The 25959-nt window shown below is 69.4% G+C and carries 27 protein-coding genes; 16 read left to right on the top strand and 11 right to left on the bottom strand.

The window, feature by feature from the left end:
* Position 1: 1 nt before the first annotated feature.
* Positions 2 to 1276: an alpha-hydroxy acid oxidase gene (locus OCT49_RS35640; RefSeq protein WP_283856307.1), complete on the bottom strand. Its 1275-nt coding sequence runs from the start codon at positions 1274 to 1276 to the stop codon at positions 2 to 4.
* Positions 1277 to 1672: 396 nt separating this feature from the next.
* On the bottom strand, positions 1673 to 2656 hold the full coding sequence (locus OCT49_RS35635) for a helix-turn-helix transcriptional regulator (protein ID WP_283856306.1): 984 nt from the start codon (positions 2654 to 2656) through the stop codon (positions 1673 to 1675).
* A gap of 297 nt (positions 2657 to 2953) precedes the next feature.
* Here OCT49_RS35635 and OCT49_RS35630 point away from each other — a divergent pair, with 297 nt between their 5' ends.
* The 4 genes from OCT49_RS35630 to OCT49_RS35615 all read left to right on the top strand — a co-directional run bounded on the left by OCT49_RS35630 (position 2954) and on the right by OCT49_RS35615 (position 8535).
* On the top strand, positions 2954 to 4402 hold the full coding sequence (locus tag OCT49_RS35630; RefSeq protein ID WP_283856305.1) for an amidase: 1449 nt from the start codon (positions 2954 to 2956) through the stop codon (positions 4400 to 4402).
* Positions 4403 to 4576: 174 nt separating this feature from the next.
* Positions 4577 to 6235 (top strand): amidohydrolase, encoded by a 1659-nt coding sequence (locus OCT49_RS35625; protein ID WP_283856304.1) that lies wholly within the window; start codon positions 4577 to 4579, stop codon positions 6233 to 6235.
* Between the two features lie 287 nt (positions 6236 to 6522).
* Entirely contained in the window at positions 6523 to 7767 is a 1245-nt protein-coding gene (locus OCT49_RS35620) for a DUF418 domain-containing protein (protein ID WP_283856303.1), read from the top strand.
* Positions 7768 to 7818: 51 nt separating this feature from the next.
* On the top strand, positions 7819 to 8535 hold the full coding sequence (locus OCT49_RS35615) for a YqeB family protein (RefSeq protein WP_283856302.1): 717 nt from the start codon (positions 7819 to 7821) through the stop codon (positions 8533 to 8535).
* Positions 8536 to 8752: 217 nt separating this feature from the next.
* Here OCT49_RS35615 and OCT49_RS35610 read toward each other — a convergent pair whose 3' ends face one another.
* From OCT49_RS35610 to OCT49_RS35600, 3 genes are all read right to left on the bottom strand, one after another.
* Positions 8753 to 9667: an MBL fold metallo-hydrolase gene (locus OCT49_RS35610; RefSeq protein WP_283856301.1), complete on the bottom strand. Its 915-nt coding sequence runs from the start codon at positions 9665 to 9667 to the stop codon at positions 8753 to 8755.
* Positions 9668 to 10049: 382 nt separating this feature from the next.
* Positions 10050 to 10655, bottom strand: a complete 606-nt coding sequence (locus tag OCT49_RS35605; protein WP_283856300.1) for a GNAT family N-acetyltransferase — start codon at positions 10653 to 10655, stop codon at positions 10050 to 10052.
* Positions 10656 to 10907: 252 nt separating this feature from the next.
* Positions 10908 to 11633, bottom strand: a complete 726-nt coding sequence (locus OCT49_RS35600) for a class I SAM-dependent methyltransferase (protein ID WP_283856299.1) — start codon at positions 11631 to 11633, stop codon at positions 10908 to 10910.
* A gap of 431 nt (positions 11634 to 12064) precedes the next feature.
* On the opposite strand from OCT49_RS35600, the gene OCT49_RS35595 reads away from it, so the two are divergent.
* On the top strand, positions 12065 to 12607 hold the full coding sequence (locus OCT49_RS35595) for a class I SAM-dependent DNA methyltransferase (protein ID WP_283856298.1): 543 nt from the start codon (positions 12065 to 12067) through the stop codon (positions 12605 to 12607).
* A gap of 156 nt (positions 12608 to 12763) precedes the next feature.
* Positions 12764 to 13828 carry a 2,3-butanediol dehydrogenase gene (locus OCT49_RS35590; protein WP_283856297.1) on the top strand — a complete coding sequence of 355 codons (1065 nt, stop codon included), beginning with the start codon at positions 12764 to 12766 and terminating at the stop codon, positions 13826 to 13828.
* Positions 13829 to 14009: 181 nt separating this feature from the next.
* Here the strand turns inward: OCT49_RS35590 and OCT49_RS35585 are convergent, their stop codons facing one another.
* Positions 14010 to 14570 carry a TetR/AcrR family transcriptional regulator gene (locus tag OCT49_RS35585; protein WP_283856296.1) on the bottom strand — a complete coding sequence of 187 codons (561 nt, stop codon included), beginning with the start codon at positions 14568 to 14570 and terminating at the stop codon, positions 14010 to 14012.
* 88 nt (positions 14571 to 14658) lie between these two features.
* Here OCT49_RS35585 and OCT49_RS35580 point away from each other — a divergent pair, with 88 nt between their 5' ends.
* Positions 14659 to 15120 (top strand): nuclear transport factor 2 family protein, encoded by a 462-nt coding sequence (locus tag OCT49_RS35580; RefSeq protein WP_283856295.1) that lies wholly within the window; start codon positions 14659 to 14661, stop codon positions 15118 to 15120.
* 540 nt (positions 15121 to 15660) lie between these two features.
* Here the strand turns inward: OCT49_RS35580 and OCT49_RS35575 are convergent.
* Both OCT49_RS35575 and OCT49_RS35570 read right to left on the bottom strand, forming a co-directional pair.
* Positions 15661 to 15846, bottom strand: coding sequence for a hypothetical protein (locus tag OCT49_RS35575; protein ID WP_283856294.1), 186 nt, complete (start codon positions 15844 to 15846; stop codon positions 15661 to 15663).
* Positions 15843 to 16136, bottom strand: coding sequence for a hypothetical protein (locus OCT49_RS35570; protein ID WP_283856293.1), 294 nt, complete (start codon positions 16134 to 16136; stop codon positions 15843 to 15845). The genes OCT49_RS35575 and OCT49_RS35570 overlap by 4 nt, the downstream gene beginning before the upstream one ends.
* Between OCT49_RS35570 and OCT49_RS39945 the strand changes: the two genes are divergently transcribed.
* The 5 genes from OCT49_RS39945 to OCT49_RS35545 all read left to right on the top strand — a co-directional run bounded on the left by OCT49_RS39945 (position 16031) and on the right by OCT49_RS35545 (position 20496).
* Positions 16031 to 16429, top strand: a complete 399-nt coding sequence (locus tag OCT49_RS39945; RefSeq protein WP_349632838.1) for a methyltransferase — start codon at positions 16031 to 16033, stop codon at positions 16427 to 16429. The two genes, OCT49_RS35570 and OCT49_RS39945, sit on opposite strands and share 106 nt — an antisense overlap.
* Positions 16430 to 16777: 348 nt before the next feature.
* Positions 16778 to 17116: an ArsR/SmtB family transcription factor gene (locus tag OCT49_RS35560; protein WP_283856292.1), complete on the top strand. Its 339-nt coding sequence runs from the start codon at positions 16778 to 16780 to the stop codon at positions 17114 to 17116.
* On the top strand, positions 17113 to 18294 hold the full coding sequence (locus OCT49_RS35555; RefSeq protein WP_283856291.1) for an MFS transporter: 1182 nt from the start codon (positions 17113 to 17115) through the stop codon (positions 18292 to 18294). The genes OCT49_RS35560 and OCT49_RS35555 overlap by 4 nt, the downstream gene beginning before the upstream one ends.
* 578 nt (positions 18295 to 18872) lie before the next feature.
* A complete protein-coding gene (locus tag OCT49_RS35550; protein WP_283856290.1) occupies positions 18873 to 19922 on the top strand; it encodes a cation diffusion facilitator family transporter in 1050 nt (349 codons plus the stop codon).
* 202 nt (positions 19923 to 20124) lie between these two features.
* Complete coding sequence (locus tag OCT49_RS35545) at positions 20125 to 20496, top strand: DUF3703 domain-containing protein (protein WP_283856289.1); 372 nt, start codon at positions 20125 to 20127, stop codon at positions 20494 to 20496.
* A gap of 117 nt (positions 20497 to 20613) precedes the next feature.
* Here the strand turns inward: OCT49_RS35545 and OCT49_RS35540 are convergent, their stop codons facing one another.
* Positions 20614 to 21282 carry a TetR/AcrR family transcriptional regulator gene (locus OCT49_RS35540; protein WP_283856288.1) on the bottom strand — a complete coding sequence of 223 codons (669 nt, stop codon included), beginning with the start codon at positions 21280 to 21282 and terminating at the stop codon, positions 20614 to 20616.
* A gap of 59 nt (positions 21283 to 21341) precedes the next feature.
* Here OCT49_RS35540 and OCT49_RS35535 point away from each other — a divergent pair, with 59 nt between their 5' ends.
* A complete protein-coding gene (locus OCT49_RS35535; RefSeq protein WP_283856287.1) occupies positions 21342 to 22748 on the top strand; it encodes an MFS transporter in 1407 nt (468 codons plus the stop codon).
* A gap of 253 nt (positions 22749 to 23001) precedes the next feature.
* On the opposite strand, the gene OCT49_RS35530 is transcribed toward OCT49_RS35535, so the two are convergent.
* Positions 23002 to 23532 (bottom strand): GNAT family N-acetyltransferase, encoded by a 531-nt coding sequence (locus OCT49_RS35530; RefSeq protein WP_283856286.1) that lies wholly within the window; start codon positions 23530 to 23532, stop codon positions 23002 to 23004.
* A gap of 45 nt (positions 23533 to 23577) precedes the next feature.
* On the opposite strand from OCT49_RS35530, the gene OCT49_RS35525 reads away from it, so the two are divergent.
* The 3 genes from OCT49_RS35525 to OCT49_RS35515 all read left to right on the top strand — a co-directional run bounded on the left by OCT49_RS35525 (position 23578) and on the right by OCT49_RS35515 (position 25317).
* The gene (locus OCT49_RS35525) at positions 23578 to 24177 is read left to right on the top strand and encodes a TetR/AcrR family transcriptional regulator (RefSeq protein WP_283856285.1); all 600 of its coding nucleotides are present in this window, start codon (positions 23578 to 23580) and stop codon (positions 24175 to 24177) included.
* 148 nt (positions 24178 to 24325) lie between these two features.
* On the top strand, positions 24326 to 24463 hold the full coding sequence (locus OCT49_RS35520; RefSeq protein ID WP_283856284.1) for a hypothetical protein: 138 nt from the start codon (positions 24326 to 24328) through the stop codon (positions 24461 to 24463).
* Between the two features lie 203 nt (positions 24464 to 24666).
* Complete coding sequence (locus OCT49_RS35515; RefSeq protein ID WP_283856283.1) at positions 24667 to 25317, top strand: NAD(P)-dependent oxidoreductase; 651 nt, start codon at positions 24667 to 24669, stop codon at positions 25315 to 25317.
* Positions 25318 to 25478: 161 nt separating this feature from the next.
* Here the strand turns inward: OCT49_RS35515 and OCT49_RS35510 are convergent, their stop codons facing one another.
* Positions 25479 to 25817 carry a hypothetical protein gene (locus OCT49_RS35510; protein WP_283856282.1) on the bottom strand — a complete coding sequence of 113 codons (339 nt, stop codon included), beginning with the start codon at positions 25815 to 25817 and terminating at the stop codon, positions 25479 to 25481.
* Positions 25818 to 25959: the final 142 nt, after the last annotated feature.

The following is a 25959-nucleotide window of genomic DNA, read 5'->3' as shown; positions in this document are numbered from 1 at the left end:
ATCATAGTCTCTCGCCCCTCGTGGGGCACAGCGAGGCGTGTTCCGCGGACAGTTCGTCCGTGCTCGTCACGCCGAGAAGCCGCATCGTCCGCGTGTACTCGGTGTCGAAGATCTCGATCGTCCGGTCGACGCCCTGTTCCCCGGCCGCCATGAGGCCGTAGAGGTACGGTCTGCCGACCATCGCCGCGGAGGCGCCCAGCGCTCGCGCGGCGAGGAGATCGGCGCCGGTTCGCACGCCGGTGTCGATGAGGATCTCGCAGGCGTGCCCGACCGCGTCGACCACGCGCGGCAGCAGTTCGAGCGGAGTCGGCGCCCGGTCGAGTTGCCGCCCCCCGTGGTTCGAGAGCACGATCGCGTCCACGCCGTGCTCGACCACCGTCCTGGCGTCCTCGATGCTCTGGATTCCCTTGACGACCAGCTTTCCCGACCAGCGCTCCCTCAGCCACCGCAGATCCTCGACGGTGACCGAGGGATCGAACATCCTGCCGACCAACTCCTCGACCGTGCCGTCGAAGCTGCTCAACGAGGCGAACCGCAAGGGCTCGGTGGTCAGGATGTTCATCCACCAGGCGGGCCGCATCGCCATGCCCGCGAGCGTGCGCAGCGTCAGGGTGGGCGGGATGGTGAGGCCGTTGCGGATGTCGCGCATCCGCGCCCCGCCCACCGGCGTGTCGACGGTCAGGACCAGGGCCTCGTACCCGGCCCTCGCCGCTCGTTCGAGGAGCGCCTCGCCGGCCTCGCGGTCCTTCCAGAGATAGAGCTGAAACCACTGCCGTGCCGTCGGGGCGCAGGCCCGGACGCTTTCGAGGTCGGTGGTGCCCATCGTCGACAGCACGTAGGGGATGCCGGCCCGGGCCGCCGCCCTGGCGACGGCGATCTCGCCCTCGTGGTGCATCATGCGGGTGAACCCGGTGGGCGCCAGCACGAGCGGGAGGGCCGCCCGCGCGCCGAGGACGTCGGTGGACGCGTCGACCCGTGAGACATCGCGCAGCACCCGCGGATGGAGTTCGATGTTCTCGAACGCGCGGCGCGCTCTGCCGATGCCGATCTCCTGCTCCGCCGCGCCGTCGACGTAGTCGAAGACCGACCGGGGAGTGCGGCGTCGTGCGATGGTGCGCAGGTCCTCGATGGTGTGTGCGTGTACGAGGCGGCGTTCGCGGGCGTCGAACCGGGGCGGTCGGAACTTGACGAGCGGAAGGATCTCCGAAGGCCGGGGGAGCCGGCGCTTCGGCCTTTCCCTGGGCAGCCTCTCGGGCTCGGGGCCGGAAGTGGTCATTCGCATACTCCTCATCGCCGGAGCGGAAGAACTCGTGGGTGATGTGCCTGGCCGCGATCTGTACACAATGTCAACGCGCATGTGCAGGTCATGTATGAGGGATTGTCGGACCGCATTCCCTTGCCTGCCGTGGCGCCCGTATTGCACGCAGATGGATGCGCTCCATCGGCTCCAGATGAACTCCTGGGGCCGTTGTCGGTCTTGACGGGCAGGCCTGTTCGACACCGCCCTCCGCGGCCGGTCAGATCCCGGGCCGGCCGCCGATGCAGGGATTGTTACACAATGCTGGGCGACACTCCATGGGCGCGTGACGGTCGGACGGGAGAGGGACCGGCCGACGCATCCCGCCGTGTCCGGCCGTCGGGGCCCGGATGGTGAAGGGTGCCGCGCCCGCCGTCAGCGGGTCGCGACGCGCAGGGCGCGCAGGGTGTCGAAGGCGCGCTCGAAGGCGATGCGGGCGAGTGCCGTGCGATTGGGGCAGTCGAGCTTGATGAGCGACGACTCGATGTGGCTTCGGACGGTGCGGACCGCGATGCCCAGTTCCTGGGAGATCCGTTCGTTGGGCCACCCCCGGGCGACCAGGCCGACGACATCGAGCTCGCGGCTGGTGAGGTGGCCGAGCGCAGGGGCCCGGCCGATCCGGACGAGGACCGCGCCCGGCCGGCGCACCGTGCGCACGCGCCACCAGCTGCCGTCGGCGGCACGGTGGTGGAAGCCGGTGCGGTCGCCCGTACTGGCGACGGCGGATTGCACGGCGAGGCGGAGCTCGGTACGGGTGAGCGGCACCCGGTCGAGGCCCCCGGTCCTGACCTCGACCAGGTCCTGCGAGATCCAGAGGACCACCTCGGCCGCGGCGTCATCGCCCTCGGCCCCGGGGTCGAGGAGTGCGGAGAGATCGTGCGACAACATCGTCAGCGCGAGACACGACTCGTCGTCGAGCGGAGTGGCGTGCCTCGAACTCATCGCGAGGAAACCCGGAATCGGCGCACCGGCGGCGGGCGGAGCCAGTGGCAGGGTCAGTCCTTCACGGAAGCCGTTGGGCAGGATCGCGTCCCGGTACGTTCGGGTCTCGCGAATGTCGAACGGCACGTCCGCGAACCGCATGTGGGCGCCCCGGCGGATGGCGAGCTGATGGACCGGGCACGTCCGGCTGTACGTCGCCGTGATGTACGCGAGGGTCTCCACCGGATAGTCGAGATTGGCGACGGCGGCGTGCGTGTGGCCGCCGGAGCGCGGGAGCCCGGAGGCGACCAGCGCGGCACAGTCGAAACCGAGCTTGTCGCGCACGGAGCGGAGAGGGGCCTCGACGGGCATCTCGCCCCGGCCGGCTGCGCGGATCTCCCCGGCGAGCCGGACCCACCACTGTACGTCCGCAGCCATTCGGAACCTCCCGATATCGGACGAATCATGACGGTGGTCACAGAGCAGTGTCAAGCCTGTGGATCGTCTTTGCGGGTCTTCTTTGTGGAGCGATTTCGGCACGTGAACGATGTCAGGCCCGAAGCAGTTGTTCCCCTCTTCGGGGCGCCCGCATGCCCGACGTCCGCTTCCCGATGCATATCCGCGGCGCGGGGGGATCGGCTTTTCGGCCGAGGTGCGGAACCTCACAGGCTCGTAACTTGCGGGTGGCCGGCCGGCCGACAAGCCACATCCGCGTCACGGCAAGAGGAGATCTTGATGAACTTCGAAGAATACGCCGCTCTCGACGCGACCGCTCTCGCCGCGGTCATCGCATCGGGAGAGGTCACCGCCGACGAGGTCGCCGCACTGGCCACCGAGGCCATCGCCGGCGTCGACAAGGAATTGAACGCGGTCGCCGAGGGGCCGTTCGACCGCCCCCTCGACCACGCGGCCGACGGCCGGTTCGCCGGCGTCCCGTTCGCGATCAAGGACCTCGTCTGCCACGCGGCAGGGGTGCCGACGCGCATGGGGACGCGCCTGCTGGGCGAAGGCCACGTACCTTCTGCCGACACACATCTGATGGAGCGTTTCCGCGCGGCCGGCCTGGCGACGCTGGCCGTGACGACAACACCTGAGCTGGGCTTCAACGGCAACTCCGAGGCGCTGGCCTACGGCTCGACGCGCAATCCGTGGAACACCGCCCACAGCGCCGGCGGGTCCAGCGGCGGCTCGGCCGCGCTCGTCGCCGCCGGGGCGCTTCCGGTCGCGCACGCCAACGACGGTGGCGGATCCATCCGCGTGCCCGCCGCCTGCAACGGACTGGTCGGGCTGAAGCCCAGCCGGGGCCGGGTGCCCTCCGGCCCGGACTGGGCGGAGGGGCTCTACGGGATGGGCGTCGAGCTCGCGGTGACCCGGACGGTCCGCGACACCGCGGCACTGCTCGACGAGGTGGCCGTGAGCTACCCGGGCGATCCGTTCGTCATCGCCCCGCCCACGCGCCCGTGGATCCAGGAGGTGGGCGCCGATCCGGGCCGGCTGCGGATCGCCGTGCACACCGAGTCCTGGGCGGGCAGTCACGTCGACCCGGAGGTGGCCCGGGCGGTCGAGGAAACCGCCAGGGTGCTCGAAGCGGCGGGACATCACGTCGAACGGGGGACGCCGAACATCGAGTGGGAGGCCCTTCTCGACACGAACCTCGTGCTCTGGTCGTCCTTCCTGGCCGGTTCCGTCGCCGGGATCGAGGCGTTGACCGGCGCGACGGCGGGCCCGGAGAACCTCGAACGCACCTCGTGGGCATGTGTCGAGTACGGCCGCAAGGTCGGCGCGCTCGAACTCGGCAGGGCCCTCACCGCGCTCAACACCGTCTCGCGCGAGGTCGGACGGTTCTTCACCGAGTACGACCTCCTGCTGACGCCCACCATGAACACCCCCGCACCGCTGCTCGGCCACCTCGATGCGAACGCGGACCTCAGCGCGTTCGAGTGGACCGCGCGGATCTTCGATGTCTGCTCCTTCACCTCACTGTTCAACCAGACCGGCACCCCTGCGATCAGCCTGCCGCTCGGCCAGTCCACGCAGGGCCTGCCCATCGGCGTCCAGCTCGCCGGTCCGGCCTGCTCCGAGGCGATGCTGTTGTGTGTTGCGGGCCAGCTGGAGGAAGCGATGCCGTGGGCGGGCCGACGTCCCGCCGTCCACGCGGCCACGTTCATGTCCCCCACGGCGTAGGCGCCCCCTCACCGGCGCCGCACCGGTGCAGCGAATCGCAGCCCCGGTGGCACGAATCGCCGCACCGGTGGGACGAATCGCCGCACCGATGGAACGAATCAACGGCAACGCCTCCACTCACCTGGGACGGCGACGAGGATCCCGACGCCCTGTCAGGCCGTGCGAGAGGAAACCATGAGCAGGACGCCCGATCTGATCGTTGTCAACGCCGCAGTATTCACAGGCGATCCGGCGGGAACCACGGCCGAGGCGTTCGCCGTCGTCGACGGCGAGTTCACCGCCGTCGGAAGCTCCGAGGAAATCACGCGGCTGGCCGGTCCGGAAACGGCAGTCGTCGACGCGGACGGCCGGATGATCATGCCGGGAATCTGCGACGTCCACACCCATCTCGGCCTGGGCGGGGCCTCGGTGGCGTGGGACCTTCGGATCGCACCGCACCACGGACTCGATGAGATCTGCGAAGCGGTCGAGGCGCGGGCGGCGGAGCTGGAGCCCGGCGAATGGATCGCCGGCGGGGTCATCGGTTCGACGACGATGGCCAAGCTCTCGAACGTGGACGCACTCGCCGGGCTCGACAGGGCGTCCGGCGGCCATCCCGTGGTGATCAAGGACGACACGCAGCACAACCGGTGGGTCAACAGCGCCGCACTGGAGGCGATGGGGGTCATGGAGGACTCGCCCGACCCCGAGGGCGGTACGTACGTCCGTGACGAGGCGGGCCGCCTCACCGGCGTCCTGTGGGAACAGGCGTCCCGCGTGGCGGAGGAGGCCTTCGCCGCGAGCATCGAGAACCCGGAGGCGCGGAACCGCGTCACCTTCGCGACCGCCGCGAAGGTCTGCAACGAGGTCGGGGTCACCACCGCCTGCGACGCCGCGACCACGGAGCCGGCACTGAACGCGCTCTCGACGCTGGAGGCCGAGGGCGAACTCACCCTCAGGGTCGTGACGTCCACGGTGGCGCGCCCCCTGCTCGCGGAAGCCGGGATCAGCGGCAAGGAGCTGCTCGCGGTGTCCGAGCGGTTCGGTTCCGAGCTGCTCCACGTGGGATTCGTCAAGGTGTTCCTCGACGGTGTTCCCATGACCCGGACCGCCGCCATGCTGGATCCCTACCTGCCGGACGGGTGCTCCTCCCACGGGCCGGGTTCCGGGGAATGCCTGTACGACCTGGACGGGCTCGTCGACGAACTCGAGGAAGCGGTCTCCGCCGGGCGCGGGGTGAAGATCCACGCGGCGGGGGACGCCTCGGCGAGGATGGCCCTGGACGCGATCGAGGTCATGCGCCAAAGGCACGGATCGGGGCCGGCCTTCCACATCGCGCACCCGCTGTTCGTCGACCCGTCCGACGTGCGGAGGTTCGCCGAACTGGGCATCGTCGCGGACGCGTCGCCGTACCTGTGGTACCCGAGCATCATCCAGGACAGCATGGCGGCCTGCGTGCCGGCCAGGACCCTCGAGAAGTCCTACCCGCTCGCGGATCTGCTGAGTTCCGGGGCCAACGTCTCGGCCGGCTCCGACTGGCCCGCCGGGGCTCCCATGCCGCACCCCTGGACCGGGATCGAGACGATGGTCACCCGGGAAGCGCCGGGAGGAAGCGAGGAGACGATCAATTCCGCGCAGCGGATCACGCTCCAGGAGGCGCTGGTGAGCTTCACCCGGCGCCCGGCCGAGGCGCTGGGTCTCGGGGAGCGCGTCGGCAGCATCGAGGTGGGCAAGTCCGCGGATTTCCTCGTCCTCTCGCAGAACCTCTTCGACGTCGACGTCCGTCGGATCCACGGGACGAACGTGCTGGCGACCTATCTGCGAGGCACCCGGGTCCACGACGCGAACGCGTGATCGTTCCCGGGCCGCCCGACGCCGTGGGCCCGGTCGTCACACCAGCCGGTGTGATGGCCGGGCCCACGGCGTCGGCGCGATGCCTTGCCGCAGGACCACCGGGCGTGGTGCCGCCGCCCGCCCGTCCTCGGGTGTGCGCCCCAACTTTTCCTTCCGGTGCGGGCCGTCGTCCGTGCCCGTCGTGCACCTCCACCGGTCGCCCTTCATCGACAGTCATAGTACGCTCGTTTTTGAAACGAGCGTTTTTGGTTGGATAGATTTGAGGTGCTGTGAGCGACCGACTCCGCATGAAGAGCCCCCCGCGCCCCGTCCCCGAGGAGGCGAAGCGGCAGCACGGCAGCGGTGCCCGGCTGGCAGACGTGGACGTCCTGCGCGGCTTCGCGCTGTTCGGCATCCTGATGGTCAACATCACCTACATGGCCTCTGCCCATCACGGCACCGGCCTGGAGGACCCGGCCTTCGGCGGCCCCCTGGACGAGGCCGCCCGCCGGCTGGTGGCGGTGCTCTTCGAGGCGAAGTTCTTCCTGCTGTTCTCGTTCCTGTTCGGCTACAGCTTCACGCTGCAGATCGACTCCGCCGAACGGCGCGGCGCCCGGTTCACGCCGCGCTTCCTGAGGCGCCTGAGCGGATTGTTCGTGATCGGCGCCGTGCACGCCGTCATCCTCTTCCCCGGCGACATCCTCACCCTGTACGCCGTCCTCGGCCTGGTCCTGCTCGTGCTGCGCAACCTCCGGCCCCGTACGGCGGTGTGGACCGCGGGGGCTCTGCTGGTGCTGACCGCCGTCGGCTACGCGCTCCTCGCGTTCGCCCTCGACCGGGCGGGCGGGGGCGGCGTCCCGCCGTCCACGGGAGCCGCCGCGGCCCGGGCGACCGAGGCCCTGCGCGGCGGACCGGCCTCGGTCATCCACGCCCACCTCGATCAACTGCCGGACGTGGCCATCCTGTTGATCTTCTTCCAGGCGCCCTCCGCGCTCGCCGCCTTCCTGCTGGGCCTGGCCGCCGGACGCCGACGGGCCCTCGCGAACACCGACCGGCACCAGCAGTTCCTGCGACGGCTCCAGTGGGCCGGCTTCACGGTCGGACTGCTGGGCGGCCTCGTGTACGCGGACGCGAGCCTGAACCACTCCGGCTCCGCTTACCAGGTCCTCGCCCTGGGCCTCGACGTGATCACCGCCCCGCTGCTGGCCGCCGGCTACGCGGCGACCGTGCTCCGGATCGCCCACGGCCGCCGCGGCAGGGCCGTGACCGCCGCACTCGCGCCCGCGGGCCGCATGTCGCTGACCAACTACCTCGGTCAGTCCCTGGTCTGCGCCCTGCTGTTCACCGGCTTCGGGGCCGGCCTGGTCGGCCGCGTCGCGCCCGCAGGCGTCGCGGCGATCGCCCTGGCCCTGTTCGCGGCACAGGCGGTGGCCTGCCGATGGTGGATGCGGCACCACACCTACGGTCCGCTGGAGTGGCTGCTGCGCGCCTGGACCACGCTCTCGGTACCGCAGTGGTGGCGGAGTGGCGGAACACCGTCGCGTCAACCGTAGTGCCCGCAGATTCAGTCACTTGTCCCGGTTCACGAAGAAGGGCGCATCGATATGCAAGGCAGGGACGCGGCAACCACGGTTCGGCAGAAGACGTCGAACCGCGTTCTGGTGGCGGCCGGATTCCCGGTACTGGGGGCAGTGGCCGGACTGCTGCTCAAACTCCTGGCGAACTGGGCGGCCTCCTGGCCCTGGACCCCCTGGGAAGACCCGGTCGAATTCATCGACAACGCACCCGAACCGACGGCGACGGTGGTGAGCCTCCTTGTCGGCGCGCTGGCCGGAGGCGCCCTCGTCCTCCTGGCCGAGCACGGCTATGTCACTGTCACCATCGAGGACGACCAGATCACAACGGCTCGTGGCGGTTCCTGCCAGAGTGCTCCCCGGACCGCGGTCGGCGCGGTGTTCGCCGACGGCAAGCGACTGGTGGTACTCGGCAAGGGGAGCGAGGAACTGATCGTGGAGCACAAGAACGAGGGCGCGGACCTGCCCTCGGTCGCACAGCTCGCGGAGGGCTTCCGGGCCCACGGGTATCCGTGGCAGCCGGACGGGGACCCCTACCAGGACGTGTACCGGCGATGGGTCGAGGAGATGCCGGGCCTGCCGGTCAGTGCCAACGCGCTCTTCAAGGCGCGGGCCGAGGCCCTGAAGAAGGAGGACGAGAAGAACATCGCGGAACTGAGGCGGGAACTGGCACGTCTCGGGGTGGTCGTCCACGACAGGGGATCCAGACAGTGGTGGCGCAGCGTCCAGCAGCCGGATCCCTGGTGAAGCGCGCGGGCGTGACCGCTGACGGAGGGGCCGCGCGCTGCTGACGACGCGTCGATGCCGACCCGCTCGTCACCGGCGGCCCCCACCCGGTTCCGGAGCGGTGCCCACAGTGATGGCACGTGGGCACCGCTCCCCCCTGGTCACTCCACGGCCGGGACCACGTATCGGGGCCGTCCTCCCACGCGTTGCTCACGCGCCGGCCCCGGCCGAAGCACGGTCAGTGGTCCCAGACGGCCGGCACGAAACGGAAGGTGCTGCCGTCGGCTCCCACGTGGCAGACGGACGGGAACGGCAGGTGCGTGGCCAGCAGTTGCCCGCCGCTCGCCGCCAGCTCGGTCAGGAGACGGACCCGGACACGGGCCGATTCCTCGGGGTCGTGGTCGAAGCCGTTGTGCCAGTCGGGCTTGTCGAACCCGGTCTGGAACACGGCGTCGCCCGCGAACGTCAGCCGGTCGCCGCCGGACTCCAGACGGATGATGCTGTGGCCGGGGGTGTGACCACCGGTGCGCTGCATCACCACCCCCGGCGCCACCTCGTACTCCGTCTCGAACGTCCGCAACTGGCCCCGGTACACGTCCAGGAACTGCGAGGCGGTCTTTCGCAGCACGTCCGGTACCGGGGCCGGCATGACGGTGCGGGAGAAATCGGGGGCGTCCCAGAACTCGGCCTCGGCGGACGCCACGTGGACCCGCAGGTCCTGGCGCAGCCGGCCCCTCAGCCCCTCCACGAGCAGTCCGCCGATGTGGTCCATGTGCAGGTGGGTGAGCACCACATCGGTCACGGACCCGGGGTCGATCCCGGCGGCATCCAGCCGCATGGCCAGCTGCCCGGCCCGCGGGAAGCCCGGGAACTCCGTCCCCAGCCCGGAATCGACGAGAATGGTCCGGTCACCGCTGCGCACCACGGCGACGTTCAGCGGCCAGTTGCACACCTCCGGAGGCAGGTACATGTCGCGGAGCCAGGCCGCCAGGTCCTCCTCGGCGGCGTTGGTGGCCAGCGTCGTGGTGGTGATCGGCAGCACGCCGTCGCTGATCACCATCACATCGATGTCGCCGACCTCCAGCGCGTAGCGCGACGGAACCAGTTCGTCATGCCCCGACGCATGGGAGTGTGCGATGTTGATCCGGCTCATGTTGTTCTCCTCTGGAAGAGCGTTGACCGAAGACATCGACGGCGCCATGGGTCACACCGTCCGGTCATCCCTTACGACCGGACGGCCACCTGGTTTGTGACAGCCGCCTCGCTCCCTCGCCCCACCTGATGAGTGACATGGATCACCGACTGCCCTCGGGCGCTGAACCTGGACTGTTTATCAAGGGAGTTGGACAACCCCTGCGTTCCTGCCACTGATGTGGGACCGAGAGGGCCGGGGGCAGGTGTGGAGTACGTCGTTCGAGGCCATGGAGCCGGTCCGCGGCTTCCGCGACGGCCGACAGGGAAGAGCAGGGCCCGGGGAGGCCGGGCCGTGAGGTCGTCGGATCCACCGCGCTTGCGCGCAGATCGGCAGGAGCCGGTTATGGGTTCCAGACCATCGTCTGCTGATGGAGTTGTTTGTCGCCGTACCTGATACCAGGGACCAGCGGAGTCGGACCGTGTTCGGCAAAGCCCATGCGCCGGAAGAACCGCACAGCACGGGTGTTCTCGACCAGGGTCTGCAGGTGGCATCCGGGCGAGCCGGTTTCCTCGAGCCGGTCGAACCATCGGCTCATCAGCGCGTCAGCCACACCGGTGCCCCGCGCCTCTGGCGCCACGTTGATGTGCAGGTGCGCCGGCCACCGGGCATCGTGGAAGTCTCCTGCGGTGGGCTTCCGCCGGAGGGCGGCCCACGCCGTGTCGAGCATCGCGCGGGCGAAGAAGGAGAGCGTCCTGGGCCGGAGGATCAGCCGATGCTTCCGAATGGCTCTGCTGATGCGCTCGTCCTCACCGGGGAACTTCGAGCTGTCGAGGCACCCCGTCAAGTATCCGACCAGGACTCCGTCGATCACGGCGACGAAGAGCGAATCCGGCGCCAGATCCATGTATGAGTCCAGGTAGATGGCTGCTTCGGAATCCTCGTGGCCCCACAAGGAAGCAGTGGGGGATCCTTCGCCGGCGCGGCCGAACAGCTCACGCAGCTCCACGCGGTCAGTCTCCGCGAAAGAACGGATCTCCATCGCACCCACCGAATCCCAGCATCTACCGGTCAGATGCCCCCAGTTTCTCACGCCCACGATCACTCACCCCGGTGAAGTCGCCTGAGGAAAGCGGGACTTGAGGCTCGCGTGGGTAAAGGTACGGGGCCGTGAACGATGTGTTGCCCTGCGGGGCGCAGAGCCGATCGGTCCGACTTCAGCGCCAGGCAGTCCAACTCCAGGGTCAGCGGACCCCGACGCTCACGGACGTCGTGCCACAAAGACGAATTCGCTTCCCGGCCGGTCAGGTGCCTCGCGAATGTCCTCCACCACGTAACCGTGCGCGACCAGATCCCCTTCCACCTCTTCCCGCTCCCGGAAACGCAACGTCGAATCCGATGTCAGTACCTGCCCGTCCGCCACGAACACATAGGTCTGACGGAACGTCACCAGCGGTCCGTCCACCTCGGTCGACTCGACCCAGTACTCGACGGCGCCGACGCCCGGGATCTCGGTCACGCAGTAGGAGGCGTCGCGGGTCCACTCCTCCCAGGCGCGTCGGGCAGGGTCACGGGTCTCGAAGACCAGACGCCCGCCGGGCCGCAGCGCTTCGTGGGCTCCCCGAAGCGTCCCCTGCCAGGCGTGCGGGTCGGCGATGGCCTGGGCGACATTGCCCGTCATCGTCGCCAGGCCGACCTGAAGCGGCGGGAGGTCCGTCGCATCGCCGTCGATCCAGCGCACTCGCTCACTGCCCGGTTTGGCCCGGGCGACGACGAGGGACGCCGGAGCGGGATCGACCCCGGTGACTTCGATCCCGTCGTCGGCCAGGAGAAGCGCGAACTCCCCCGTGCCGCACCCGATGTCCAGCACCTGGCGCGCCTCGAACTCCTTTGCCGTCCGGTGGTAGGCGTCGAGATCGCGACGGTTGGAGTGGAGTGCGTCATAGATCGCGGCGAGCCGCGGGTGCGCGAAGCAGTCGTCAGCCATGTGGCCGAACGTACGCAGATCCGTGCGCGGACCGCCACTGGGTTTCGTCGGTGTTTCTCCTGCCGTGTCCGCCCTTGGGCCGGGCGGGCCGGCCACGACATCCGCTTCCCCGCCCCCGACGTTCGGCGAGGGCGCCCGGCCTCCGCCGCGAGAGGTCACCTCGACGGCGGAGCCCGGGACGCCGTGCCGAGTGAACGCCCACAACACGAGCCCGAGGCAGCTGAACGGGACACCCCTCGAATCCGTCCCCGCCCCGGCCGGGCGACGGCCGAACCCCGAGGACCCCATCGTCCACAAGGTCTCTCCCTCCCCGGTGACCTGCGCCGGGACCCGGGCTCGGCCGGCCCTCTCCCGCCGGTCGTCGTGCGAACTCGTCGCCTTCGGAGGGGGGCGGCCCGCGCCCGGAGCGGCGGGTGTGTCACCGTGATCGCATGACGTGGAACGGTGACGAGTACCAAGCCCGGTTCGACCGCATCGCCGCGGAGGGCGGAGACGTTCACGGTGAGGCCGAGCTGGTCCGCTCCTTCGAGCCCACCACCGTCCTCGACGCGGGCTGCGGAACCGGGCGGGTGGCCATCGAGCTGGCCCGCCACGGGATCGCCGTGGTCGGCGTGGACGTCAGCGAGTCGATGATCGCGACCGCCCGGCGCCTGGCGCCGGACATCCGCTGGCACCGGCGCGACCTGGTCGGCCTCGAACTGGGACTGTTGTTCGATGTCGTGGTGATGGCGGGCAACGTTCCCCTGTTCACCCCGCCGGGAACGGAGCCGGCTCTGGTGGCCGGGGTGGCGGGCCACGTCTCTCCCCGTGGTCGCCTCGTCGCGGGCTTCTCCCTGGACCGCGGTTACACGCTGGACGACTACGACGCCCACTGCCGTGCGGCGGGACTCACCCTGGAAGCCAGATACGCGACCTGGTCCCGAGCCCCTTGCGCCGGCGGGGAGTACGCCGTGTCCGTGCACCGCAGGCCCTGACCGCCCGCGGCCCGGGAGGCCGGCGCGGGTGAATGTCGGTATTGACGCGTATTGTTGGCTATTGATGTGAACGTTTCGCGCGAAATGCGAACCTCGTGCCACGGCAGGGTCCGGCACGAGGTGTGAGCAGAACACAGCCGAAGGAGCCGACTCGAAGTGAAGGCCGCACGCTATTACGACCGTGGTGACATCCGGATCGAGGACGTCCCGGAGCCCGCCGTCCGACCGGGCACGGTGGGCATCGACGTCGCGTACTGCGGGATCTGCGGCACCGACCTGCACGAGTACCTCGACGGACCGATCTTCGTCCCGCCGGCCGGTCACCCGCACCCGGTCTCCGGCGAGTCCGCGCCCGTGACGCTCGGCCACGAGATGTCCGGCGTGGTGTACGCGGTGGGCGAGGGCGTCGAGGACCTGAAGCCGGGTGACCGCGTCGTCGTCGAGCCCTACATCCTGCGCCCCGACGTCGACACCAGCGAGAACAATCCGGCCTATCACCTCTCGCCGGACATGAACTTCATCGGGCTGGGCGGGCGCGGGGGTGGGCTCGCGGAGAAGATCGTCGTCGAACGCCGGTGGGTCCACCCGGTCGGAAACGTCCCGCTGGACCAGGCGGCACTCATCGAGCCGCTGTCGGTGGGATACCACGCGTTCCAGCGCTCGGGCGCAAAGGCGGGAGACTTCGCCCTCGTCGGTGGTGCCGGCCCCATCGGACTGCTCACCTGCGCGGTGCTCAAGGCGATGGGCGTCGAGGTCGCGGTCACCGAGCTGAGCTCGTTGCGCCGGCAGAAGGCACTGGACACCGGGGTCGCCGACCACGTCATCGACCCCGCCGTCACCGACGTCACCGAGGAGGTCCGCCGTCTCACCGATGGCAAGGGCGCGGACGTCGCATTCGAGGCCACCTCCGTCAACGTGGTCCTCGACACGCTGTTGGACGCCATCAGGCCCGGCGGTGTCATCACCGTCATTTCGATCTGGGGCAAGCCGGCCTCGCTCGACATGCAGAAACTCGTCCTCAAGGAGGCCGACCTGCGCGGCACGATCGCCTACGTCAACTCCCACCCGCAAACCATCGAACTGGTACAGGAAGGGCGCATCGACCTGGCGCCGTTCATCACCAGGACCATCGGCCTGGACGACCTCGTGACCGAAGGCTTCGAGACCCTGATCCACCACAACGAGACGGCCGTCAAGATCTTGGTGGATCCCCGCTCCTGACCCTGACCGTCCATGTTCCCGCCCTTGCCGGAGCGAGCCGGTGCAGACGGGCGGGTGGTACGCGCCCCAGCCGGCGAATGGCGGGAGTCTTCGACGCCGAGGACCGTACTCCTCCCGAACGGGCGGAGAAGGCACACGCTGACAACAGCGCCCAGTCGCCTCGCCGGGAGGTCGTCGACGATCAGCCGAGGAGGGTTCTGGTGGCCGTCCGGGCGGCCCGGGCGGCCTGAGGGCTTCCGGTGATGGAGGCCGTGACGATCGCCCCTTCGGCCAGGAGGCACACGGGTTCGGCCGGGGCGTCGGTGGCCGCGTCGACCCACGCGGTGATCCGGTCGTGGAACGCCTTCTTGTGCGTACGCACCTCGGCGAGGACCGCGGGTGAGGCGGAGCCCAGTTCGCCGTGGGCGTTGATCCATGCGCAACCGCGGAAGCCGGGCTCCGCGAACCACTGCTCCAGCCAGTCGAAGAGCGACAGGACGCGCTCGCGGGGGTCCTCGTGCCGCTCCACGTACTCGACGAGGCTTGCCTGCCACCGGTGGTCCCGCCGCCGCAGCATCGCGACGACCAGGTCCTCCTTCGTCGCGAAGAGCACGTAGATCCGCTTCAGCGACAGCCCCGCGGCCGCGCGGACGGCGTCCATGCCGACGGCCTGGATGCCGCGCTCGTAGAAGAGCGCTTCGGCGGCGGCCAGGAGCGCTTCGCGGTCGCGGGAGGTCTGTTCTCCGCTGATCGGGGCCGGCACGCGAGGATCTCCTTGACGTCGAGAACGGGCGTTCTCTACGGTAGCCGAAACCAGTTGAGAACGAACGTTCTCCTTGAGGGGGATATCTGTGAGCGAGTCCCGACCACCGTTCCCGCCGTTCACCGAAGAGACCGCGCTCCAGAAGGTGCAAGCGGCCGAGGACGCGTGGAACACCCGCGACCCGCACCGCGTGGCGTCGGCCTACACACCCGATTCGGCCTGGCGCAACCGGGATCTGTTCGTGACGGGGCGCGAGGAGATCGTCCGCTTCCTGACCGCCAAGTGGGAGCGGGAACTCGACTACGCCCTGCGCAAGAGCCTGTGGGGATTCCGCGGGAACCGCATCGCGGTCCGGTTCCAGTGCGAGTGGCACGACGCGGCCGGCCAGTGGTGGCGCAGCTACGGCAACGAGCTGTGGCAGTTCGATCCGCGAGGACTGATGGAACGGCGCGAGGCCAGTGTCAACGACGTGCGGATCGACGGGGCCGACCGGAGGATCTTCGGCCCCCGCCCCGAAAGCGAACGGGGCATCGAGATTCCTCTCCAGTAATCGGGATTCCTCTCCAGTGGTGGGCGCGGCCCCCCGTGCTCGCTCATCGCCCCCCGCACAGCAGGAGCTGTCGCTTTCCGTCGGTGGAGAAGGCGGCAGGGTCCAGGTTCCGCTCTCCGGGCGTCACCTCGGAGGAACATGGCGAAGCCCCTTCCCTCGTCGGGAAGGGGCTTCGTGAGCGAGCGCTGGGCAGGCCTTGCACCTGCATTTCCCCACGGGAAGTGGGGCGTCTTTCCTTGGACCACCAACGCATTGTCGGTCGCTGTGTGTTGCGGCGAACCGGCAAGATCAACTATAGCGCATGCGAGCCGTCGGTCGAGCCACGGAGCCGCGCACCCGGGGAGGCGCTTACCGAACCGTGTCGATGCAGTGGGGAGATGCGGCCGGGATCGCAGCCGGCCGTGACGCGACGACCTGCTTCCGCGGCCGTCATCGGGTGAAGCGGGCCAGACCTGTGGTCACCCACCACCGCATCAGCTCCCACCGGCGTGGAGACGGGCAGGAGAGGTTCGGCGAGGGCGCTCACGAAGGGCTCGGCCTTCAGCGGCCGTCGCACGGGTCGTCGTCCGCAGACACCGGCTTGGTGTCTGCCGCCAGGCAGGAGGAGTACACCCGCGGCGGCGTGGGCGGCGGCTTCGGTTTCGACGTGGCGCCCAGGGCGATGATTGCCCCGGCGCCGATGAGGACAAGCCCGGTCATCGCGGCGAGCCGGGTACGGCGGCTCACTGATCGCCACGGAAGTGGTTACGGAGATCGTCATCGCAGTCGTCCTCGGTGCCGATCCGGAGTCGCGAGAAGGCCAGCACTTCCTCTCCCGTGCCTTTCTGCTTGACCTTGGCCAGCTGCTTCTCGATGCCCGCGATGAGCTCGGCGCACTCGGCACTGACGGAATTCTCGGGCTGCGGGTCCGGTGCCGAGGAAGCGTTCAGTCCGGCGGTGGCTGCGAGACCGGCCGCGCACAGCACCGCCCACGCGGCAGTCCGCGAGCGGTGGTTCATCCGTATCGGCTTGGGCATCCAGGCAATCCTACGAGTGCCGTGGCGGGCTGTCTGGCACCGAATCGGCCTTTCTCGACCAGGAGGATGTCGCCGACCGCTGGTCACTGTCGGAGGGCGGCTTCTTCTCGTCGGTCCCGGCAGGAGGCCGCTACTTCCTCAAGCGCATCTTCCACGACTGGGACGACAAGCAGTCAGCCACGATCCTGCGCAACTGCCGACAGGCCATGGCACCCGGCGGACGCATCCTCGTCATCGACGCCGTCGTGCCGCCCCGGCAACCTGCCCCCATCAGCCCAAGACCCTGGACCTGATGATGATGGCCTTCCTCGGAGGAAGAGAGCGTAGCCATGACGCCGGCCGGATGCTGGCTTGCCGTCCAGGGCTGGTACGCAGGTCTGCCCGAGCCGATGCCGGACCGCAACCCCTGACAACCTCGTGCGTGGTCGGGGCTGTTGGGCTGATGGCCGACGTTCTGATCACGCAGGTGTGTTGGGCGGCGCGTGTGCCTTCGTGTGGCGGAGCGCAAATGGCGTCACCTGCCCGGCCCTCTGCGCCGTTCCGAGCCCCTGAAGCAGGCGCGAATCGGCCGACTTGATCGTTCGAGAATTCTCGCACTATTATCGTGCGAGAATTTTCGAACGATGAGAGGTGGTTCCGAGATGTCACCGCCACGGGTGTACGAGCATCCTGAGACCGAGGAGATCGCGATTCCTCGGGTGTTGTTCGCGTTGAGCGAGCCGCTGAGGCTCTCGATGGTGCGGATGCTCGCAGAGCGCGGTGAGGTCGACAGCATCGAGCTGGGGCCCGATCTGCCCCGGTCGACGCTGACGCATCACACCAGCCTCCTGCGTGAGTCCGGGGTCGTGTTCGTCCGCGCGGAGGGCCGCAAGTGCATGATCCGGTTGCGCCGCGATGACCTGGAAACCCGCTTCCCGGGCCTGATCGACACGGTGCTGAGCGGATACGAGGACTCCGCCCCCGCAGGGGAGGGCGCATGATCCGCCGGGTGTGGCCGCTGGTCGCGGCCTCGATCGCGCTGGGGATCGACGCCTATGTCCTGGCGGGAGTGCTGCCTTCGATCGCGGGTTCCCTGACCACGACCGCGGCGATGGTGGGTCTCGGGGTGACGGCCTTCACCGCCGCCTACGCGCTGGCCGGACCGTTGTTGTCGGGGATGCTCACGCGTGGCGGCACCGCCGGCGCGTTGCTGATCGCGCTGGGGGTGTTCAATCTGGGCAACCTCATCACCATGGTCTCGCCCGGGATCGAGGTCTTCCTCGCCTCCCGGGTGATTGCCGGCGCAGGCGCGGGGGTACTGACCGCGGTCGCGACCGCCACCGCCGCCGCAATGGTCGCCGACCACGAACGGGGGCGGGCGATGGCGATGGTGACCTTCGGCCTGTCCACCGGAACGGTCGCCGGAGTGCCCCTCGGGATGCTCATCGGCGACCGGCTGAACTGGCGGTGGACGATGGGGCTGGTCGTCGCCGTCGGCATCCTCAGCATGGTTGCCCTGGCTGCCACGGCACGTTCCATTCCGCCGCTGCCCGGCGTGCGCGGCCCCGTTTTCGGCGTGCTGCGCTCGGCGAAGGCGGCCGTAGGAGTCGTGGCGGCGTTCCTGCTCGGAGTGGCGAGTCTCGGGCTCTACACCTACCTGCTGCCGATGGCGGAGGAGCAAGGGCTTCAGGGGTGGGGCTTCGCGCTCGTGTGGGCGTGGGGGATCGGCGGTGTCACCGGCGCCGCTCTGGTCGGCAGGCCGCTGGACGCTTTCGGGCCCCGCGCGCTGCTGATCGCCCTGCCCCTCGTGCTGTTGGCCGGCTTCGCCGCGATATGGCTGTTCGCGTCCCCGGTCGCGTGGCTCGTGGCGGCGACCTTGTGGGGTGCGGCCGGGTGGTCGAGCGTGCCCACCCTGCAACAGGCGCTCACCGGCGACCGGCCCGAACAGGCCATGCAGATCGTCGCGTTCCAGATGGCCGCGACCTACCTCGGCTCCGCCGCCGGAGCCGCAGCGGGCAGCAGCCTGCTCGCGGCCGGAACCGACGCGGGCGACCTCGCCGGGTGGGCGATCGTCCCTGCGGCACTCGCGACTCTGCTCACCGGATGGCTCGGCATGGTCGCGCTCCGCCCACGGGCCGCACAGCGGGCCGTTGCCCCCGTGTGCGAAGCGACACCGTAGCGAACCGCCCTGCAGGACAGGGCGGTGACACGGGGAGGATGACGCGTTCGGTGGCGTCCAGGAGCGGCCCCGTGCAACTGCGTGACCAACGCGGCTGCACCCCTGGGAGACCGCACGGCTGGGCGCCATCGACGCCACCCGGCTGATCCGCCCTCAGCAACTCCCGGAAGGGGAAGACCGCCTCCCGGTCTCTCGCCGAAGGGCGGATCCATGGGCCGGGCCAGATCAACAGCCCGTAGTCAGCGTCATTTTGATAGCTCGTCAACTTCCTTTCCAAGCAGTGCATTTCGATTCTTCGGGTGTTCGACGTGCTCGTTTTCGTCGGTGCGGGACGCGGGTGTCGTGGTGTCTCGGTCGATGCAGGGCATCCGCCGGTCAAGCGCGTACCGCAAGGGAATCACGTGCGGGTGGGTGGCCGGGGGCGGCCGGTCCCGCAAGCCCTCGCTGACGGCATTTTCGCAGGTCAGAGCGTTTCTTCATGGTGATGACAACGGTCACCAATGCGGCCTTTGCCATGGATGCGCCATATGCGTTTCACTCTGCTGAGTCACCACCGCTACCACCGGGGAGGACCGGCGATGAGCATGAAACGCGACCACGGACACGATCACGGAAACAAGCACGAACATGGCCACGGTCACGGACACGACCGGGCGCACGGACATGACCACGGGCACGGGCCCGGCGGTCACTCGCACGGGGTGTCGGCCGATGCCGACCGCCGCTGGCTGACGCTGGCGCTGGCAATCATCGGCGGATTCATGGCCATCGAGGTCGTCGTCGGCATCGCCGCCAAGTCCCTGGCGCTCCTCTCCGACGCGGCCCACATGCTGACCGACGCGGCGTCGATCGTGTTCGCCCTGATCGCCATGCGACTCGCCGCCAAGCCGGCCAAGGGCGCTTTCACCTACGGCCTCAAGCGGGCCGAGATCCTCTCCGCGCAGCTCAACGGGCTGTCCCTGCTCCTCCTCGGGGCCTGGCTGGCCTACGAGGCCGTCCAGCGCCTGATCGATCCGCCACAAGTCGAGGGCGGTCTGGTCCTCGTGACCGCACTCGTGGGCATCGCCGTCAACGTCGTCGCGGCCGTGTGCCTTTCCAGGGCGAACCGCAGCTCGCTCAATGTCGAAGGCGCCTACCAGCACATCCTCAACGACCTCTTCGCCTTCATCGGCACCGCGGTCTCCGGTCTGGTCGTCGTACTCACCGGCTTCGTCCAGGCGGACGCCATCGCGACCCTGGTCGTCGTCGCCCTGATGGCCAAGGCCGGCTACGGCCTCATCAGGGAATCCGGCCGCGTCTTCCTGGAGGCGGCCCCCGTACACATCGACCCCGACACCCTGGGCGACCGTCTCGCCGACGAGCCGCCGGTGGTCGAGATCCACGATCTGCACGTCTGGCAGATCACCTCCGGTCAGAACGCGCTGTCCGCACACGTCCTGGTCGACGACGAGGCCGACTGCCACACCACGCGCCGGAACCTCGAGCGGTTCCTCGCCTCGGACTACGGCATCACCCACAGCACCCTCCAGGTCGACCACGCGCGGCACGCCGAACTCATCGGCGTCGGAGCCGGCCACCGCGAAGAACCCCACGGCCCCGTCCACCGCCCCGGCCCGCACGAGCACTGATTCCTGTCGCCCGGTGCTCCTGAAACCCCGTCAGCGGGACGTTCGGAGCGGGCGAGCACGGACGCGCGAACGGTGTCGTCGGCCGATTCCAGCGCGTTGCCCGACTCGGTGAACAAGCCGAGAAGAACGACGAGACGAGGAAGGCCGCACCCGGTTTCTTCCTCGACCCCGAAGATCCTGAACTGTTTACTGGAGGTCTGCAGTGTCCCGACGCTCTCCCATGCCGCCCGCCCTGTTCGAAGCGTTCACCGCCGAGATGGCCGCGGCCCGCGCCTCAGGGCCCACGGCACAGCGGTGGCGGGCCGTGGAACGGGCTCACATCCTGTCCCAGCCCTGGCCCTGGCCCCATACCCGCACCCACGGCGTGATGTTCCGTCTCGCCCTTCAGGACCGCGACGTGTGGGAGATGCTCGGCCAGGTGGTGCGCCTGGTGGTCGCCGCTCCCGGTTCCGCGGCCGGGAAGTACCCGGACGGCAACACCGGCCGCACCCGGGTCGGGATCAACACTCCCATGCCGATCCCGGACGACCTCGCCGCCCTGCTCCGCGAGGCCGGCATCGCGTTGCAGCCGTAGGCAGGCCCGCAAAAGGCTTGTCCTTCGAAGCTCGCTCTGCGGGGCCGCCCGGCCCCGCAGAGCCTTCGAGGATTCCTTCGGAAACCGGGACCGTTCAACAGCCCCGGGCCACCGTGCTCACGCGTGACGGTGGTGGATCTGCGGATCCCCCTCCTTCTTGCGGCTGATCTGCACCAGCTTCGGGTAGTCGACGGCGACTCCGCGCAGCAGGGTGTGCACGGCTTGTTCCACCACGTCGTCGCTGGTCACGGCGTGACCGAACAGAACGCGGTAGTGGACGAGTGAAGCGAGCAGATCGAGCAGCAGGTCGCGATCGGTGTCGTCGCGCAGGTCCCCGCGGGCGAGAGCGCCGTCGAGCACGTGGCCGACAGCGGCCCGTGGCGGGTCGAACAGGGCGGCCATGAAGGCCTCCCGCCGCTGCGGATCTTCTCCGCAGTCGGCGAGCAGCGAGGCGAGCGCCTCCGGCGGCATGCGCTGGAATGCGGCGACGTACAGCTTGATCGCGTCGCTGAGATCGCAGATCGTGCAGTCGGTGCTGGGCGCCTTGAGCCGGCCCAGGCGTGCGGTCAGGGCGTCGAGTGCCAGGTTCGGCAAGGTGCCCCAACGCCGGTAGATCGCCGGTTTCGTCGTACCGGCGCGGCGCGCCACGGCCTCGATGGTGAGCCGGGTGTAACCGACCTCGTCGAGGAGTTCGAGCACCGCGTCGAGGATCGCCCGGTCGATGGCCGCGTCGCGTGGCCGTCCGCCCGGGGCCCGGCCGCCAGGGGCTTGTTTCGCTTGCCTCATTCCGCCAGTCTAAGGTTATGTTACGGGTCGACTCGTAACATAACTTTGAGAGGCTGATCATGACCGTTACCAGCGGGAAACCAACCGCGTCGGAGGCCGGATGGGGAGCGCTGTTCGGCCGCGAATACGGACCCGTCGCCGTCACGCTCGCCGCCGGTGTCGCCCTGCACGCAGTGAACGTCTACCTGGCGACGACCATCATGCCGTCGGTCGTCGACGACATCGGTGGTGCCGACCTGTACGCCTGGGCGACCACGGTCTTCGTGTTCGCGTCTGTGCTCGGGTCGGCGGGCGCGGCCGCCGTACTCGGGGCCCGCGGCCCGCGCTCGAGTTACCGGTTCGCGGCCCTCCTGCTCGCGGCCGGTTCCGCCGTCTGCGCGCTGGCTCCCAACATGGTGGTCCTGCTGGCCGGACGACTTGTCCAGGGCCTCGGGGGCGGCCTGCTCTTCGCCCTGTCCTACGCCATGGTCCGGATCACCCTGCACGAGGCGTTGTGGCCCCGCGCCATGGCGCTCGTCTCCGCCATGTGGGGAGTCGCGACGCTCGTAGGCCCCGCCCTTGGCGGCATCTGCGCCCAACTCGACGCCTGGCGCAACGCCTTCTGGGGCCTGCTGCCGTTCCTGCTGTTCTTCGGCTTCTGGGGGGCGATGCGCCTGCCCAAGGGAAGGACGGGCGGAGCGACCCCGCGGATTCCCTGGACGAGTGTGAGCCTGCTCGGCCTGGCCGTGCTGGTCATCTCCGCGGCCAGCATCTCGTCCCGGCTCGCGGTCAACGCCGCCGGCCTCCTGGTGGCGGCGCTGCTGCTCGCCGGCTGGCTGCGCCGTGAGCGCCGTACGACGCTCCGGCTCATCCCGGCCACCGCGTTCGGCCCCGACGCGCGGCTGCGGTTCGTCTACCTCACCATGGCACTGCTGGTGATCTCCAGCACGGTGGAGGTCTACATCCCCTACTTCGGGCAGCGGCTGCAGGGGCTCGGGCCGCTCGCGGCCGGCTATCTGGGCGCCGTCCTGGCCGCCGGCTGGACGCTCGGCTCGATCGCGTGCAGCGGCATGTCCCACCGCAGCCGATCGATCATCGGCATCAGTCCGGTCTTCACCCTGGCCGGACTCGCCGTACTCTTCTTCGCCGGTCCGGTGCACTCGGGCTCGGTCGCGACGATTGCGGCGGTGAGCCTCGGACTGCTCGTGCTGGGCTGGGGGATCGGCATGGGGTGGCCTCATCTGCTCACCCGGGTCCTGCGGTTGGCGCCGGACGAGGACCAAGAACTCGCGGGCTCCTCCGTCACGACGATCCAGCTCGCCGCGACGGCGTTCGGATCGGCGCTCGCGGGGACGGTCGCCAACGTCGTCGGGTTCTCCGACAGCGTGGGCACCGGCGACCTGCAAAGCACCGCGCGCTGGATGTTCGGACTGTTCGCTCTCGCTCCCCTGGCCGCCGTGGTCACCGCCCGGTACGCCCGCCGCTGACACACTTCACCGCGGGCGGGCGTGGGCTTTGCCCGCCCGTCCTGCTGCCCGGTGACCCACCGGCCGAGGTCCCGCTCCGGACGACCGTCGTCCCCGCAACCGTCCGGAGCGGGCCGGCGGCGGACCCAGTGGTGATGGGCGACCGCGCGGAGTGGTTCGCCACCGAAGGGTTGGCGGGTTGCCCCGGCCCTGCGGTCATCGCTTCCGGGGGCCGTCCCGGCCCCGTGGTCGTGGCTTCCCCTGGAGTGGGCAGTTACCTCAGGTGCCGCTGGTAGTGCGCGAGTTCAATGCGTTCGCCGGAGGGCGTGCGGTCGACGTCGGTCCCTGTCCGGTTGAATCCGCCGCGCTCCAGGCATCGCTGGGACGAAAGATTGCTGGTCGAGGTGCGTGCCGTCAGTTCGCTCAGGCCACTGCGGACCCCCAACACCACCGCGAGTTCCAGCGCCGCGGCCGAGTGGCCCAGGCCCCTCGAGTCGGGGTGGAGCCAGAACCCGACTTCGGCGGTCCTGTCCGTGACATCGAAGAGCACCAGGCTGCCGAGGAACGTGTCCGCGTCGTCGACGATGCTGAGCACTGCGAGGTCTCCGGCTTGGAGGCCTTGAGGAACGACGTCGTCGGCGAGACGGGTCACGCTCTCAGGGGTGTACTCCGGTTCAGGCAGGTGTCCGTACTTCCGTACGAGTGGATCCTGGGTTCCGGCGGCGTACCGCTCGGCGTCGTGAGAGGACAGGGGGCGGAGTGTTCGAAGGCCATCACTGATGGGGAGCAGGGCTGCGTCGATCATGCCACTAAACTAACAGTGATCGCTTAAGGAGAGGTGAGGAGGGGCATGAGCTACTGGGAGCACGCCAGACCTGTGAGGCGCGTCCGGGCTCTCGATCCGGAGGCCATCGCGCGCGCGGCCGTACGCATCCTGGATGTTTCGGGGATTGACGGGCTTTCGCTTCGCGCGTTGGCGAACGCACTGGAAACGGCACCGGCAAGCCTGTACTCGCGCATCAACGGCATCTCGGACGCACTCGACCTGGCGCTCGACCACGCCCTGGAACGTGATGGCGTGGTTCAGCGCGCTGTCCGTGAAGAGGAAGCGTCGGAGATCCTGCTGTCGCTGTACCGCCATCTTCTCGAGCACCCGTGGGCTGTCCAGGTCATCGCCATGCGTCCTCCACGAGGGCCGGCCTACCTTGCGTTCTCGGAATGTCTCTCCGAGCGACTTGGCAGGTCAGGCGCAGCCGCGCCACTGTCGATCGCGTACTCGGCGACCAACCTCGTCATTGGAAGCGCCATCACCCACCGAGTTGCTCGGCTGGAACCCCGGACCCCGGGTGACGCGAGCGTGGCGCCGGTGTACGAGGAGCTGAGGCGCGCCCCGCACGACCCGGAGGAAGTCCTTCGACAGGCACTTCACGTGCTTCTTGCGAACGCGTGACCGCCGTCGACAACGCACGCGGCCATGAACCGCAGTACCGGGAGCGAGCGCGGACAGTCCCTGGATCCCAAAGACACTGACGATGTTTTCCCCTGCTCAGGGAGGTGGCGACCGGGCTGCGGGAGGCGATGGACGACGTCCGGTACCCATGACGGTGCCTGCCGCCCTGTTCCTCGGCGTCACACCCCATGCCTGCCTCGCACACGAGAACACCGACGGCGGCGTCGCGGCAGCCGTGGCCGCAGGCATGGACGTCATCCACATCCGGCATCAGCCCTGGCAATGAACCGGACCGGGCGCGCTGCCGGGACGCCCCTTCCGAAGAGGCGAGGCGGCAACGCCGAGTCGGCCCAAGCGGTCGGCCCGGGGCGGACGGTGTCGTCCGATGGGGTCGATTCGGCCGGTTGGGGCCGATGGGTCGTGCTCGGCGCAGGATGTTTCGTTACCCTGCGGACTCCCTCGGATGATCAACCGAAGCGGGAGCGGCACGTGTCCAAGATCGCCTTGTTCGGTGCGACCGGCACCATCGGATCCCGCGTCCTGGATGAGGCGCTGCGGCGCGGCCACCGGGTGACGGCGGTCGTGCGGGACCCGGCGAAGTTCACCCGGACCGACCCCGACCTGTCCGTGGTCACCGGCGACGTCCTGGACCCGGCGTCCGTTGCCGAGGTGGCCAAGGGACAGGATGCCGTGATCAGTGCGGTCGGCGGTGGCGACGGGCCGGGCCACATCGCGACCATCAAGCCCGCCGCCGAATCCCTGGTCGCCGGCCTGCGCACGCTTGGTGCCGACGCCCCCAGGCTCATCCTGGTCGGCGGTGCCGGTTCCCTGCGTACGCCGGACGGAAAGCAGGTCTGGGACGCCGAGGGCCTGCCGGAGTTCCTGCTCCAGATCATGCACGCCCACGGCGACGCCCTGGACTTCTGTCGCACCGTCACCGACGTGAAGTGGACCAACCTCAGCCCTGCCGCCACGATCACACAGGGCGAGCGCACCGGCGCCTACCGCATTGCCCTGGAGGACTTGGTCGTCGACGCGGACGGCAGCAGCCGCATTTCCACCGAGGACTACGCCGTCGCCCTCCTTGACGAGGTCGAACGTCCGCAGCACATCGGCGAGCGCTTCACTGTCGGCTACTGACCTTGCATCCCGGCGGGGGCCGGGCGCGTCCTGGCCGCTTCGGATTTCGATACGCCGGTGCCACCAGTGCAGCTGCTCCGCGGCTGACACGGACGAGCCGGGCCCTGATTCCGAAAATCTCAGCGGGGCAATTCAGTTGACTGAGTGTCAGTTATATTTGGTCAGCGTCCTTGATCGACGACGTCGTGGAGATGCTGCATGGCGAGCTTCTCGGCGTGGTGGCGCCGTTCGACGATCGCTCCACCGGCATCGGGCCATCGGCGGTGGAGAGCGACGGTGGCGAGGAGCGCCCGCCCTGCTTCATGAGGGCATAGCCGCACAGCGTTGCCCGCAGGGCGCGCTTCTTCGGGTGCGATGGTCTCCAGGTGGCGTACACCGCAGGGGATCGCGCCCACTCGGCGGGCGGCCAAGGGGCCGAGCACGGTCTCGCGCAGGTAGATGAGGAAGCCGATGGTCTCGAACAGTTCCCCGCGGCCGGGCTTCGTCGCGCCGTAGTGCACCCAGACCCGGAACCGGCCCTCGACCCACTGGGGACGAACGCCGGAGCGGCCGGCGGCTGCTGGGCGAGGGGGCCGGCCAGGACGCCGTCCCGGTCCCACAGGATCTCCGGGTCCGCTGCCTGCCGCAGAACTTCGGTTACCA

This window comes from Streptomyces sp. ML-6, assembly GCF_030116705.1.
GTDB lineage: Bacteria > Actinomycetota > Actinomycetes > Streptomycetales > Streptomycetaceae > Streptomyces.
Note: the sequence above shows the minus strand (reverse complement) of the source record. Positions and strands in the feature narration are given on the sequence as shown.